We start from the raw sequence: 13,641 nt of genomic DNA, 5'->3' as shown, positions 1-13,641 counted from the left end.
CTGTTTGTGCCGCTCTGCACTCACGAAAAGTGCAATTACGAAACTATTTTTGCTCGGGCTTCTGGTGATTCATTCGCACCAGCATGCGGATGAACTCGCGTGCCAGCTGGCGATGGTGCTCGTCCAGGCGTTGTAAATCTGCAATCAGCTTCACGTCCGCGGTTTCGAAGCGGGCGCCGCCGCCATTGCTGTCGGTGCCGGCGCTAGCATGCTCGGCGCCGCCGAAGCGCAGCCAGTCGGCCGGCACGCCCAGCCACTGGGCGATCATGCGCAGCTTTTCCTGGGTCGGGATGGCTTCGCCCACCAGCCACTTGCGCGCGGCGTGGACGGTGATCGGGCGGCCTTCGAAACGGATATTGAATTCCCTGGCCAGGCGGGTGGGGCTATCGGGCGAGTAGTGGGCGTTCTTCAGCGCCTGTTGCAGGCGCTCACTGAAGCTCTCCCGTTCATTGGTTGAATTCATTGCAATGCTTACGTTATGTGCGGATGGCCTGTGCAGACGGCCGGGCGTTCTATGGCTGAGAAGCCTCAGCAAACAATCATACCTTTAAAAAGTAACAAAGATGTGATTATTTAATAGAATTTGAATGTTTTACGAACCGGAAATATTACCCGCAATCCCCCATTTGGGGAATCGCAAATATATCCTAAAGGAAAAAGTATGACATTGCCGCACGATTGCGTGCAACAAATATGCAGATTGCCGGCACAGCCGGCGCTGCGGAAAGAGATCAGGCCAACTGGAAACGAATGATACCGTCGCTATCCTTACTGCGGCGCAGCATCCCGTCGCGCCATAATTTATGCAGGTGGGCTAGTGCCTCGCCCAGAGCGAAACTGAGCTGGTGGGCGTCGAGCTGGCGGCGGAACATCAGGGGCACGATGTCGACGGCCGACTTCGGCTCGACACAGGCCGCCAGCACCTCGGCCAGGCGGGCCGCATGATGATCATGCAATTGAGCAATTCGGGTGTGCAGGCCGCGGAAGGGCTTGCCATGCGAAGGCAGGACAAGAGTGTCCTCAGGCAAGTTTGTGAACTTTTTCAGCGATTGAAGATAGAGGTCCAGCGGGTTGCCTTCCGGCTCGACCGCGAATACCGACACGTTCGTCGAAATACGCGGCAAGACCATGTCGCCGGAAATCAGGACCTTCAGCTCCTCGGAATACAACGACGCATGTTCCGGCGAGTGGCCGAAGCCGGTGATCACGCGCCAGCCCCTGCCGCCGATCTCGACCATGTCGCCGTCCTGCAGGCGGGTATAGGCTTCCGGCACCGCCGGCACCAGGGACGGATAGTAACTGCGGCGGCTGCGCATCTGCTCCAGCATGTCCGGGTCCACCAGGCCGTGACGCTCGAAGTGCGGGATGGCCGAGGGACCGTCGACACCCGGCAGCGCCGCCGCCATCATGCGGGCAAAGGCGAATTCCCCGGCGGTGGTCCAGAACGGCGCCTCGAAGCGGCTGCTCAGCCAGCCCGACAGGCCGACGTGGTCGGGATGGCAATGGGTGGCGAACACACGCAGCAGCGGCGCGCCCTGCAGGCCCTCGCCCAGCACCTGTTCCCAGGCCGCGCGGGTGGCGTCGGTCCCGGCGCCGCAGTCGACCACGCTCCAGCCGGCGCGGCCTTCCTGTTCGTCGCGCAGCAGCCACAGGTTGATGTGGTCGAGCGCAAAGGGCAGCGGCATCCGGATCCAGGCCAGGCCCGGCGCCAGTTGATGGACCATGCCCGGTGCCGGGATGGTGTCGCCAAAGGGATAATCGAGCTGGGCTTCGAGCGGGTTCATGGAAAACTTTCGTGTTCGTCGTGGGCGGTCGCGCTACAATGCCGTTAACGTAAACGTAAACCGGGGCGCAGGCATCGATTGTAAGCGATTCCCTGTTTCGCTTCTTTTGCTTCATAGAGAACCATGGTCACCTATACCATTGCCGAACTGGCCCGCGAATTCGACATCACTGCCCGTGCCATCCGCTTTTATGAAGACCAGGGCTTGCTCAGTCCCAAGCGCGAAGGCGTGGGCGGCCGCAACCGTGTCTATACCCCGCGCGACCGTACCCGGCTGAAACTGACCCTGCGCGGCAAGCGCCTGGGCCTCACCCTGTCGGAAATCAAGAGCATCGTCGACATGTACGAGTCGCCACGCGACACCGCGGCCCAGATCGAACGCTTCCTCGGGGTACTGGCCCACCAGCGCGTGACGCTGGAACAGCAGCGTGCCGACATCGAGATGGCGCTCGAGGAAATTTCCGCGCACGAGGAAGAATGCCGCCGCCTGCTGGCGGACAGCGCGGAAAACAAGAACGCCGCCTAAGCACGCGGAGGGCCTGGCACCCTCCCTTTTTTTTGGCCCTTTAGTTGACGTTTACGTTAACGTAAGAGGCGAGTATCATGCACCCTATCCTGCTCAACCACCGTTCACCGTGAGGACGACAATGCTGCATCTCCCAGGCTTGACCTTTGACCATGGCGAAGACATCGCCGCGCTGCGCGAAGCCGTACAACAGTTCGCGGAAGCCGAAATTGCACCGCGCGCTGCCGAGATCGACCGCAGCGACCAGTTCCCGATGGACCTGTGGAAGAAGATGGGCGAACTCGGCCTGCTGGGCATCACCGTCGGCGAGGAATACGGCGGCGCCAACATGGGCTACCTGGCCCACATCATCGCCATGGAAGAAATCTCGCGCGCCTCGGCTTCGGTCGGCCTGTCCTACGGCGCCCACTCGAACCTGTGCGTCAACCAGATCAAGCGCAACGGCAACGAAGAGCAGAAGCGCAAGTACCTGCCCAAGCTGATCTCGGGCGAGCACGTGGGCGCGCTGGCCATGTCCGAGCCGAACGCCGGTTCCGACGTCGTCAGCATGAAGCTCAAGGCCGAACTGAAGGGCGACCGCTACGTCCTGAACGGCACCAAGATGTGGATCACCAACGGCCCGGACGCCGACACCCTGGTGGTGTACGCCAAGACCGACCTCGAAGCCGGCCCGCGCGGCATGACCGCCTTCCTGATCGAAAAAGGTTTTAAAGGCTTCTCGATCGCCCAGAAGCTCGACAAGCTGGGCATGCGCGGCTCGCACACCGGCGAACTGGTGTTCCAGGACTGCGAAGTGCCGGTCGAGAACGTGCTGGGCGGCGTCAGCAAGGGCGTCAACGTGCTGATGTCGGGCCTGGACTTCGAGCGCACCGTGCTGTCCGGCGGACCGCTGGGCATCATGTCGGCCTGCATGGATGCGGTGGTGCCCTACATCCACGAGCGCAAGCAGTTCGGCCAGGCGATCGGCGAGTTCCAGCTCATGCAGGGCAAGATCGCCGACATGTACTCGACCATGATGGCTTGCCGCGCCTACGTGTATGCCGTGGGCCAGGCCTGCGACCGCGCGACCTCGCCAGAGCAGGTGCGCGCCCTGCGCAAGGACGCCGCCGGCGCGATCCTGTACAGCGCCGAGAAGGCGACCTGGATGGCGGGCGAAGCGATCCAGACCCTGGGCGGCAACGGCTACATCAACGAGTACCCGGTCGGCCGCCTGTGGCGCGACGCCAAGCTGTACGAGATCGGCGCCGGCACCAGCGAGATCCGCCGCATGCTGATCGGGCGCGAGCTGTTCGGCGAGACGATGTAAATAGCAGCAGACCGGATAGCTTGTTCCTTAGTTATCCTCAAAACCGTCATCCCGGCGAAGGCCGGGATCCAGTTCCGTCGCGTACCGACTACGCTGAACGCAGCAGGTACGCACACAAATTGGGTTCCGGCCTTCGCCGGAACGACGTGCTAAGGGTAGTGGCTGCGTTTTATGGTTGTGCACCGCATTAGTTGCCATAAAATGTCCCATCCCTCGGTCCACGCGCGAGACGAACGATGACCCAGCAAGCGTTCCCCAAACTGCTGTCTTCCCAGATCGCCTTCGACATCGCGCGCACCATCCTGGACGGCTTCGACAAGCATTACCGCCTGTTCCGCCAGGCCAGCCAGGCGGCGCGGCGTCATTTCGAGGCCGCCGACTGGGCCACCGCGCAGGCGGCCGCGCGCGAACGCATCGATTACTACGACAAGCGCGTGCAGGAATGCGTCCATGTGCTGCAGGACGAGTACGACCCGGAAGAACTGACGGACCCCGTCTGGCGCGAAACCAAGCTGCACTACATCGGCCTGCTCTCGGGCCACAAGCAGCCGGAACTGGCCGAAACCTTCTTCAACTCGGTCAGCTGCATCATCCTGCACCGCAGCTACTACCATAACGACTACATTTTCGTGCGCCCGGTGATCTCCACCGAGTACATCGAGACCGAGGAACCGCTGCCGACCTACCGCGTCTACTACCCGGCAGCCGACGGGCTGAGCAATGCCCTGCGCCGCGTGCTCACCAACTTCCAGTTCGCCGTGCCCTTCGCCGACCTCGACCGCGACGTCGCCAGCGTCGAGGCGCGACTCAGCGAGGCCTTCGGGCTGGCGCAGGCGGAACCGAACCTGCAGCTGCAGGTGCTGTCCAGCCCCTTCTTTCGCAACAAGGCGGCCTACGTCGTCGGCCGTGTCATCAACGGCCCGCGCAACTACCCTTTCGTGATCCCGGTGCTGCATGACCGCCAGGGGCGGCTGGTGCTGGACACGGTGCTGCTCGACGTCTACCACATCACCCTGCTGTTCAGCTTCACGCGCGCCTACTTTTTGGTGGACATGGAGGTGCCCTCGGCCTACGTGGGTTTTCTGCGCAGCCTGATGCCACGCAAGCCGCGCAGCGAGATCTACACTGTGCTGGGCCTGCAGAAGCAGGGCAAGGCCCTGTTCTACCGCGACTTCCTGCAGCACCTGAAGCACAGTTCCGACCTGTTCCGCATCGCCCCGGGCATCCGCGGCCTGGTGATGCTGGTGTTCGAACTGCCGTCCTTCCCTTATGTGTTCAAGGTGATCAAGGATTTCTATCCGCCGCCCAAGGAAACCACGCGCGCCCAGGTCAAGGAAAAATACCTGCTGGTGAAGCACCACGACCGGGTCGGGCGCATGGCCGACACCCTCGAGTATTCCGACGCCGCCTTCCCGCTGGCACGCTTCTCGGAAGAGCTGTTGAACGAGCTGAAGCAACACGCGCCCTCGCTGGTCGAGATCGAAGGCGAGCGTATCATCGTGCGCCACCTCTACATCGAGCGCCGCATGGTGCCGCTGAATATCTACCTGGCCGAGGCCCAGGCCGCCGGCGACGACGAACGCCTGGAGCACGGCGTGATCGAATACGGCAATGCGATCAAGGACCTCGTTGCCGCGAATATCTTCCCGGGCGACATGCTGTACAAGAATTTCGGCGTCACCCGCCACGGCCGCGTCGTGTTCTATGATTACGACGAGATCGAATACCTCACCGACTGCCAGTTCCGCGACATCCCGGAAGCGCGCAACGAAGAGGACGAGATGGCATCGGAACCCTGGTACCCGATCGGCAGGCACGACGTCTTTCCGGAACAATTTGGCCGCTTCCTGCTTGGAAATCCGAGCATCCGGCGCCATTTCATGAAGCACCACGCGGAGCTGTTGACCCGCGCGTATTGGCAATCCCACAAGGACCGCATATTGGCGGGCGTCGTCGACGACGTCTTCCCGTACCCCCAGCAGATCCGTTTCTGTGCACAAGACCCAAGCACACCACCCCCACCCATTTTGGAGAACTTACACAATGAATGATCCAGTCGTTATCGTTGGCGCCGCCCGTACCCCGATGGGCGCCTTCCAGGGCGATTTTTCGTCGAAGTCGGCGAGCGACCTCGGCGCGGTGGCGATCAAGGCCGCGGTGGAGCGCGCCGGCGTCGACGCGGACAGCGTCGAGCACGTCTACTTCGGCAACTGCCTGATGGCCGGCCAGGGCCAGGCCCCGGCGCGCCAGGCGCTGATCAAGGCCGGCCTGCCGCTGTCGACCGGCGCCGTGACCCTCTCGAAGATGTGCGGCTCGGCGATGCAGGCCGCGATCTTCGCCCATGACCAGCTGGTGGCCGGGAGCGCCGACATCGTCGTCGCGGGCGGCATGGAATCGATGACCAACGCGCCCTACCTGATTCCGAAGGCGCGCGGCGGCTACCGCATCGGCCACGCGCCGATGTTCGACCACATGATGCTCGACGGCCTGGAAGACGCCTACTCGCGCAACGAGAAGACCGGCGAAGGCCGCTCGATGGGCACCTTCGCAGAAGAGTGCGTGGCCACTTACCAGTTCTCGCGCGAAGAGCAGGACAACTTCGCGATCGAATCGGTCAAGCGTGCCCAGGCCGCCAACAACGAAGGCTGGTTCGACTGGGAAGTGGCGCCGGTCTCGGTCGCCACCCGCACCGGCGAACTGCTGGTCGAGAAGGACGAAGGCCCGATGAAGGCTAAGGTCGACAAGATCCCGTCGCTCAAGCCGGCATTCAAGAAGGACGGCACCGTGACCGCCGCCTCGTCCTCGTCGATCAACGACGGCGCCGCCGCCCTGGTGATGATGCGCGAATCGAAAGCGAAAGAGCTGGGCCTGGCCCCGATCGCCCGCGTGCTCGGCCACGCTACATTCGCGCAGGAACCGAACCTGTTCACCACCGCCCCGATCGGCGCGATGCAGAAGCTGTTCAAAAAAACCGGCTGGACGGCGGGCGACGTGGACCTGTTCGAGATCAACGAAGCCTTCGCCGCGGTGCCGATGGCCGCCATGCGCGACCTCGACATCCCGCACAACAAGGTCAACATCCACGGCGGCGCCTGCGCCCTGGGCCACCCGATCGGCGCCTCGGGCGCGCGCATCATCGTCACCCTGCTGGGCGCCCTGAAGCGCACCGGCGGCAAGCGCGGCGTGGCCTCGTTGTGCATCGGTGGCGGTGAAGCCACTGCCATGGCAATCGAGCTGGTTTGATACAAAACCGTGTTTAATGCGGGACATTTGCCCTGTATTGAACACATATCGTGATGAAAAGGAGCACCTCATGCCCACTGCCCTGATTATCGGTGCCTCGCGCGGCATCGGCCACGAGATGGTGCGCCAGTACCGTGCGGACGGCTGGCGTGTGATCGCCACCGCCCGCAAGCAGGAAGACTGCGACGAACTGGCGCAGATGGGCGCGACCGCCCACCAGCTCGACGTCACCAGCGCCGATTCGATCGCGGCGCTGGGCTGGCGCCTCGACGACGAGCAGATAGACGTGGCCTGGCTGGTGGCCGGCGTCTACGGCCCCTCGGGCTCGAGTTTTCCGACCGGTCCCGAATTCGATGCGGTCATGCACACCAATGTGCTGGCGGCCATGCGCCTGCTCCCGATCGTCGGCCCGCTGCTGGCCGACACGCGCGGTAAACTCGCCGTGCTGTCCTCGAAGATGGGCTCGATCGGCGCGCGCAATTCCACCGAAGGCACCCTGTACCGCGCCAGCAAGGCGGCGCTCAACTCGGTGCTGGCCGATGCCGCCATCACCTATGGCGCGCAAGGAGCGACCTGCGTGTCCTTCCATCCGGGCTGGGTCCAGACCGACATGGGCGGCAGCGGAGCCACCTTGACGGTGGAGCAAAGCGTGAGCGACCTGCGCGCCACGCTGGACAAGCTGGACGCATCGTCCAACGGCGCCTTCCTGAACCACGACGGCACGCCGATTCCGTGGTAACCACATAACAAACAACGAGACACCATGATTCTGAGCGAAGAACACCAGATGATCCGCGACGCCCTGCGCAGCTACGCGCAGGAGCGCCTGGCCCCGAACGCCGCACGCTGGGACCGCGAGCACTACTTTCCGAAGGACGAGCTGAAGGAACTGGCCGGCCTTGGCGCCTTCGGCGTCGCGGTGCCGGAGCAGTACGGCGGCGCGGGCCTCGACTATGTGTCGCTGGCGCTGGTGCTGGAAGAGATCGCGGCCGGCGACGGCGGCACCTCGACCATCATCTCGGTCAACAACTGCCCGGTCTGCTCGATCGCCATGATGTATGCGAACGAAGAGCAGAAACAACGCTACCTGGTCCCGCTGGCCCGGGGCGAGATGCTGGGCGCCTTTGCCCTGACCGAACCGCACACCGGCAGCGACGCCTCGGCCCTGCGCACCACGGCCGTGAAAGACGGCGACCACTACGTCCTCAACGGCACCAAGCAGTTCATCACCAGCGGCAAGTACGGCGACGTGGCCATCGTCATGGCGGTCACGGATAAAGCCGCCGGCAAGAAGGGCATCAGCGCCTTCTGGGTCGAGACGAATACGCCCGGCTACATCGTCGCCGGCCTGGAACAGAAGATGGGCCAGCACTCCTCGGACACGGCGCAGATCGTGTTCGACAATTGCCGCGTCCCGGCCGCGAACCTGATCGGCGAGGAAGGCATGGGCTACAAAATCGCCCTGTCCGGCCTCGAAGGTGGCCGCATCGGCATCGCCTCGCAGTCGGTCGGCATGGCGCGCGCCGCCTACGAGGCCGCGCTGGCCTATGCGAAAGACCGGACCAGCTTCGGCAAGCCGATCTTCGAGCACCAGTCGGTGCAGTTCCGCCTGGCCGAGATGGCGATGCAGATCGAGGCCGCGCGTCAGCTGATCCTGCACGCGGCGTCGATGAAGGATGCGGGCCTGCCCTGCCTGAAGGAAGCCGCGATGGCCAAGCTGTTCGCTTCCGAGATGGCCGAGCGCGTGGTCTCCAGCGCCATGCAGGTCTTCGGCGGCTACGGCTACGTGGCCGACTTCCCGGTCGAGCGCATCTACCGCGACGTGCGCGTGTGCCAGATCTACGAAGGCACCAGCGACATCCAGAAGATCCTGATCGCGCGCGCGCTGTGATATCCATCCGTCCCGCCACGGCGAACGACCTGCCGGCGCTGTTCGCCTACCTGGGCGAACAGCTGGCGGAAAACGGCCGCGACGGCGTGCTGTTCCAGCCGATGGCGCCGACAACGGACGGCGTGCCGCTCGCGATGCGCGAACGTTTCGCCGCCGGCATCGCGACAATCGCCGGCCAGCCGGGCTGGCGCCAGGTGTGGATCGCGCTCGATGAAGACGGCGCGATTGCCGGCCACATCGACCTGCGCGGCAGGCCGGAACCGGCGTCGAGCCACCGCACCCTGCTCGGCATGGGCGTGCGCCACGACCTGCGCCGCACGGGCCTCGGCACGCGCCTGGTGCGGGAAGCGCTGGCCTGGGCCCGCGCCAGCGGCTTCGCCTGGGTGGACCTCGAGGTGCTGTCGCAGAACCACAAGGCGCGTGCCTTGTACGTGCGCATGGGCTTCGTCGAGACCGGCGAAGTGCCGGACCTGTACCGCATCGAAGGACAATCGGTCGGTGCGGTATCGATGAGCCTGCTCCTGTAGGGTGGGCGGCTCCACCTGACGGCTGAACGCCACGCGGCCGTGGCGCCGCCCACGCGTTCAGCTCCCCTTTGCGCAGCGATGCAGACATTCATGCCTGGTTTGAACGCGTGGGCGGCATCCAGGCCGCCGGCAAATACCCGCATCCGGGTATAGCCGCCCACCCTACGTCAGGTAACGCAGGGCTCCAGCAGCGTCACCGTTCGGGACTCCGTGTCGAGCGTGGCGCGCGCACCCACCGGAATCGTGAACTGGTGGCGGATGTGGCCGATCGAGTAGCCGGTCACCGCCGGAATGGTCAGGGGCTTGAGATGCTGGTCAAACGTCTCGTCCAGGCTCAGCGAGCGCCTGCCCTCCTGCGGCGCGCAGTCCTCGCAGATGCCGACCATGACCCCGGCCGCATTCGCGAAGCCGAACGACAGGTCGAGCTGGGTCATCCAGCGGTCCAGGCGGTAAGGGGCCTCGTCCACCTCTTCCAGGAACAGCAGGGCCTTGCGGAAGTCCGCCGCATAGGGCGTGCCGCACAGGGCCGCCACGATCGACAGGTTGCCGCCCAGGAGCGGGCCGGTGGCCGTGCCCGAGGTCAGGGTGCGGATGCCGAAGTGCGGCATGGTCTGGGCTTTCACGGCGTTCTCCGGCGCCATCGGGATCGTGTAGCGCGGCTGCGGATCGCACAGCACCGCCATCATGTGCTCGCGCGGGTAGTCGGCCAGCGTCGACGAGGCCACCGGGCCGTGGAAGGTCACCAGGCCGGTTTTGTTATAGATCGCCAGGTGCAGCGCGGTGATGTCCGAGTAGCCGAGCAGGATCTTCGGGTGGCGACGAATCAGGCCGTAGTCGAGTGTCGACAGCAGCGAGATGCAGCCCGAGCCGCCGCGGATCGGCCAGATCATCTTCACCTCGGGATCGAGGAACATGGCGTGCAGGTCGGCCAGTCGTTGCTGCACCGAGCCCGCATAATTGCCGTGCACGGCCCTGATGTAAGTGCCCACTTTGGCGCGCAGGCCGAGGGCTTCGATGTTCCTGACGGCTTTCTCGATCAAGCGGTCGTCGGCATAGCCGCCGGGGGCGATCAGGCCGACCAGGTCGCCGGGGCGCAGGCGCGGGGGTTTGACGAGGCGCCTGGACGAGCGCCGCGGGGCGGCTGCGGCCAGGGCAGGAGTGGAGAGAGCGGCTGCGACGGAAGCGCCGAAGCCGCGCCGGCTGATGTTCATACGCGAGGTTCATTAACGTCGTCCCGGTGAAGGCCGGGACCCAAGTTCTGCATGCGCTGTCGGTGCGCGACCAAAACTGGATCCCGGCCTTCGCCGGGATGACGGCTCAAAGGGTACGGGGTGGAACAATGCATCGTCTGTTCAAGCACCCAAAGAAAAACGGCCCGCGCCGTGGAAGCTTGCGCTTCCATCGACAGCGGGCCGCCGGGTTCGATCAACTTATACGATCAACTTAGAAGAACTTGTAGGTCGCCATCAGGGTGAACGAGCGGCCACGCGGGTCGGCCACGCGCGGTTCCCAAGTGCTGCCCGCGCCGGTGTTGCTGTCGTAGGTGACAGCGAACGGCGGATCTTCGTCCAGCAGGTTCTTGATGCCTGCAGTCAGCGACAGGTTCTTGAAGCCGGTGTAGGTGGTCGTCAGGTGGAAGATCGAGTACGCATCCACTTTCGGATTCCAGTTGGCCGGCTTCACCAGGCCGTTAGCCACGCCCGGCAGCACCTGGTCGTCATAGCCCGAACGGTAGATGTTCTGCAGCATGGTGCTCCAGTTGCCGTACTTGTAGGTCGCGTAGGCGCTGTGCTTCCACTTCAGGCCCAGGTCGCCGGTGAAGACGAAGCGGCCCACTTCGCTCTTGCCAAATTCGGCATTGGTAGTGGCGCGCGACTTCTTCTCCAGCAGGCGCGAACCGTCGATGCCCAGGGTCCACTGCGAACCGGTGCTGAACTTGCCGTTGAAGCGGGCGCCCAGCTCGAGGCCACGGGTGATGCGCTCGCCGGCGTTGACCCAGCGCTGGTCGATGATAGCGATGTTGCCCGCCGCGTCGCGGATGAACTGATCCTGGAACAGGTTGTAGTTCGCCACCATGGTCGACGTGCTGAACGAATCGATGGTGTTCTGCTTGCGGATCTCCCACAGGTCGGCGTTGGCCGAGAACCAGTTGAACGGCTCGATCACGACACCGATAGTGCCCTGCTTCGCGGTTTCCGGGCCCAGGTTCGACTTGCCGCCGGTGATGTAGTTCGGGGTGATCGATTCGCAGCCAGGCTTGGTTGCGTCGACCAGGCCGGTCGGGCACTTGGCCGGGTCGACCAGGTCCTTGCCGGCGTACGGCGACTCGGTGATGCCGTTGAACAGCTGGTTGAACGACGGGGCGCGGAAGCCTTCGTTGTACGAACCGCGGAACAGCAGCTGCGGGATCGGCTGGTAGCGGAACGAGACCTTCGGGTTGGTGGTGCTGCCGATGCCGCTGTAGTGGTCGCGGCGGATGGCGAAGGTCACGTCGAGGTTCTTGATGACCGGCACCAGCAGTTCGGCGTACACGGCCTTGATGTCGCGGTGCACGTTGTCCAGGGCGTTGGCGTCGTCGAAGGGCGCGTTCAGGATCGCCGGACGGGCGGCCGCGGCACGCTTGTCGCCGTTGAACTTATACTCTTCGCGGCGCAGGTCGAAGCCGACTGCGCCCATGACGGCGCCGGCAGGCAGGTTGAACAGCTCGCCCGACAGCGCGCCGTCGAGCTGGGTCAGGATGGTCTTGCCGCCATACAGGGTAACGCCCGCGGCCGAGGTGGCCTTGATCGCGTCGACTGCCGCCTGCGACTGGGTCTGGCCCGGCAGCAGGAAGGGATTGACGATGCCCGAGCCCAGCACGTTGGCCAGGGCGGTGGTGTAGCTGAAGCCGGTGCCCAGCTGCGATTCCGACTCGCTGAAGGCGCGCGACAGGCCGACACGGTAGTCGTAGGTGCGGCCGAACAGGTTGACCGGGCCGTCGGCGCCGACCAGCAGGCGGGCTGCCTTCGATTCGGTCACGATCTCGCGGTTGCCGCACTCCATGCAGCGCCAGCGGTAGGCGATCGGCAGGCCGTAGTTGGCCGAGATGCTCGGGAACACCTTGACCAGCGCGTTGTAGACGCTGTCGTAGGCGGCGCCGGTGCGCGGGTAGAACGACGTGGCGCCGAAGGTCGAGGCCGACGGCGAGATCTGGTTCGGCGAGAAGCGCTTGGACACTTCCACGTTCGAGGCCACGCCTTCGATGAAGAACTGGTGGTCGCCCGACTGGAAGGTGGCGCGCGCCAGCGCATTGCTGTTCTTGACCGGCTGCTGCAGCACGGCCGCGCGGCCGGTGTCCCAGGCGCAGCCATAGGCGGCGCCGGCGCTGTTCCACAGCTTCTCGTCGTACGGGCCCATGCCGTCGATGCTGTTGCAGCCCGCGCCGCCCGGCAGGTCGAGCAGGCTGATGCCGTTATAGGTCGTGGTGCCGCCGCCCGGGATGGTCGGGCCGGTGCCGGTGCGCGACAGCAGGGTCGGGGCCAGGGTGGTGGCGAACACGTTGGCGCTTGGCGAGCCGCGGGTATCCACCGACACGCCGCGGTCCGGCTGGAAGGTGTTCACGAAATCGCGCTGGTCGCCGCGCAGGGCCTTGTTCTGGCTGTGCGCGAAGGTCGCCAGCACGTTCCAGCCGTCGGTCTGCAGGTCGCCCCAGCCGCCGGTGATCGACGCGCGGCCGATCTCGCTGCCGCCCGCCTCGGTAACGTCGACGAAGGCCTGGGTTTCCAGACCTTGGTAGTTCTTTTTCAGGATGAAGTTGATCACGCCGCCGATCGCGTCGGTGCCGTAGATCGCGGAGGCGCCATCCTTCAGCACCTCAACGCGCTCGACCGCCGCCATCGGGATCGAGTTCAGGTCGACCGCCGACCCCTTCATGCCGTGAGTCGCCACGCGGCGGCCGTTCAGCAGCACCAGAGTCGAATCCGCGCCCTGGCCGCGCAGGTTGGCCGAGGAGGCGCCGTTGTTGCCGCGCTGCGCACCCGAGGTAACGTCGGCATTCGACGCCAGGTTGTCCGAACCGTTGCCGTTGACGTTCAGCGTCGCGATCAGCTGCTCGGCGGTAACGATGCCCTGGGCTTCGAGCTGCCTGGCCGTGATGACCTCGACCGGCAGCGCGCCTTCCTTGGCGATGCGCTTGATGCTACTGCCGGTGATCTCGACACGCTGCATCGGACCGGTCACCTGCACGTTCTGTGCGATGGCCGGGCTGACCACACCCATCAGGGCGATCAATTGAGCGAGCTTTTTTACCTTCACGCGTTTCTCCTAACGTTTCCCTTGGCGACCCAGGAATTCCTGGCCGATCTTCGTTGTAATGTCTTGGCATTA

General features: G+C 64.6%; 11 protein-coding genes. 7 read left to right on the top strand and 4 right to left on the bottom strand.

Going from position 1 to position 13,641, the window contains the following annotated elements; genetic code table 11:
* Nucleotides 1-43: 43 nt before the first annotated feature.
* Both YWC_RS0116840 and YWC_RS0116835 read right to left on the bottom strand, forming a co-directional pair.
* The gene (locus YWC_RS0116840; RefSeq protein WP_027866429.1) at nucleotides 44-463 is read right to left on the bottom strand and encodes a transcriptional regulator; all 420 of its coding nucleotides are present in this window, start codon (nucleotides 461-463) and stop codon (nucleotides 44-46) included.
* Nucleotides 464-731: 268 nt separating this feature from the next.
* Complete coding sequence (locus YWC_RS0116835; RefSeq protein WP_027866428.1) at nucleotides 732-1,784, bottom strand: MBL fold metallo-hydrolase; 1,053 nt, start codon at nucleotides 1,782-1,784, stop codon at nucleotides 732-734.
* A gap of 123 nt (nucleotides 1,785-1,907) precedes the next feature.
* Here YWC_RS0116835 and YWC_RS0116830 point away from each other — a divergent pair, with 123 nt between their 5' ends.
* The 7 genes from YWC_RS0116830 to YWC_RS0116800 all read left to right on the top strand — a co-directional run bounded on the left by YWC_RS0116830 (nucleotide 1,908) and on the right by YWC_RS0116800 (nucleotide 9,276).
* Complete coding sequence (locus YWC_RS0116830; RefSeq protein WP_027866427.1) at nucleotides 1,908-2,309, top strand: MerR family transcriptional regulator; 402 nt, start codon at nucleotides 1,908-1,910, stop codon at nucleotides 2,307-2,309.
* A gap of 121 nt (nucleotides 2,310-2,430) precedes the next feature.
* On the top strand, nucleotides 2,431-3,615 hold the full coding sequence (locus tag YWC_RS0116825) for an isovaleryl-CoA dehydrogenase (RefSeq protein WP_027866426.1): 1,185 nt from the start codon (nucleotides 2,431-2,433) through the stop codon (nucleotides 3,613-3,615).
* Between the two features lie 236 nt (nucleotides 3,616-3,851).
* The gene (gene aceK, locus YWC_RS0116820) at nucleotides 3,852-5,666 is read left to right on the top strand and encodes a bifunctional isocitrate dehydrogenase kinase/phosphatase (protein WP_027866425.1); all 1,815 of its coding nucleotides are present in this window, start codon (nucleotides 3,852-3,854) and stop codon (nucleotides 5,664-5,666) included.
* A complete protein-coding gene (locus YWC_RS0116815) occupies nucleotides 5,659-6,858 on the top strand; it encodes an acetyl-CoA C-acyltransferase (RefSeq protein ID WP_027866424.1) in 1,200 nt (399 codons plus the stop codon). The genes aceK and YWC_RS0116815 overlap by 8 nt, the downstream gene beginning before the upstream one ends.
* Nucleotides 6,859-6,928: 70 nt before the next feature.
* Nucleotides 6,929-7,597, top strand: coding sequence for an SDR family oxidoreductase (locus YWC_RS0116810; RefSeq protein ID WP_027866423.1), 669 nt, complete (start codon nucleotides 6,929-6,931; stop codon nucleotides 7,595-7,597).
* Nucleotides 7,598-7,621: 24 nt separating this feature from the next.
* Nucleotides 7,622-8,749: an acyl-CoA dehydrogenase family protein gene (locus tag YWC_RS0116805; protein ID WP_027866422.1), complete on the top strand. Its 1,128-nt coding sequence runs from the start codon at nucleotides 7,622-7,624 to the stop codon at nucleotides 8,747-8,749.
* Complete coding sequence (locus YWC_RS0116800) at nucleotides 8,746-9,276, top strand: GNAT family N-acetyltransferase (RefSeq protein ID WP_229413125.1); 531 nt, start codon at nucleotides 8,746-8,748, stop codon at nucleotides 9,274-9,276. Before YWC_RS0116805 ends, YWC_RS0116800 begins: the two co-directional genes overlap by 4 nt.
* 167 nt (nucleotides 9,277-9,443) lie before the next feature.
* On the opposite strand, the gene YWC_RS0116795 is transcribed toward YWC_RS0116800, so the two are convergent.
* Entirely contained in the window at nucleotides 9,444-10,487 is a 1,044-nt protein-coding gene (locus YWC_RS0116795) for a S66 peptidase family protein (protein ID WP_027866420.1), read from the bottom strand.
* A gap of 232 nt (nucleotides 10,488-10,719) precedes the next feature.
* Nucleotides 10,720-13,569, bottom strand: a complete 2,850-nt coding sequence (locus tag YWC_RS0116790; protein ID WP_027866419.1) for a TonB-dependent receptor domain-containing protein — start codon at nucleotides 13,567-13,569, stop codon at nucleotides 10,720-10,722.
* Nucleotides 13,570-13,641: the final 72 nt, after the last annotated feature.

Source organism: Massilia alkalitolerans DSM 17462, from assembly GCF_000427785.1.
GTDB classification, from domain to species: domain Bacteria; phylum Pseudomonadota; class Gammaproteobacteria; order Burkholderiales; family Burkholderiaceae_D; genus Telluria; species Telluria alkalitolerans.
This window is presented reverse-complemented; position numbering and strand designations above follow the sequence as displayed.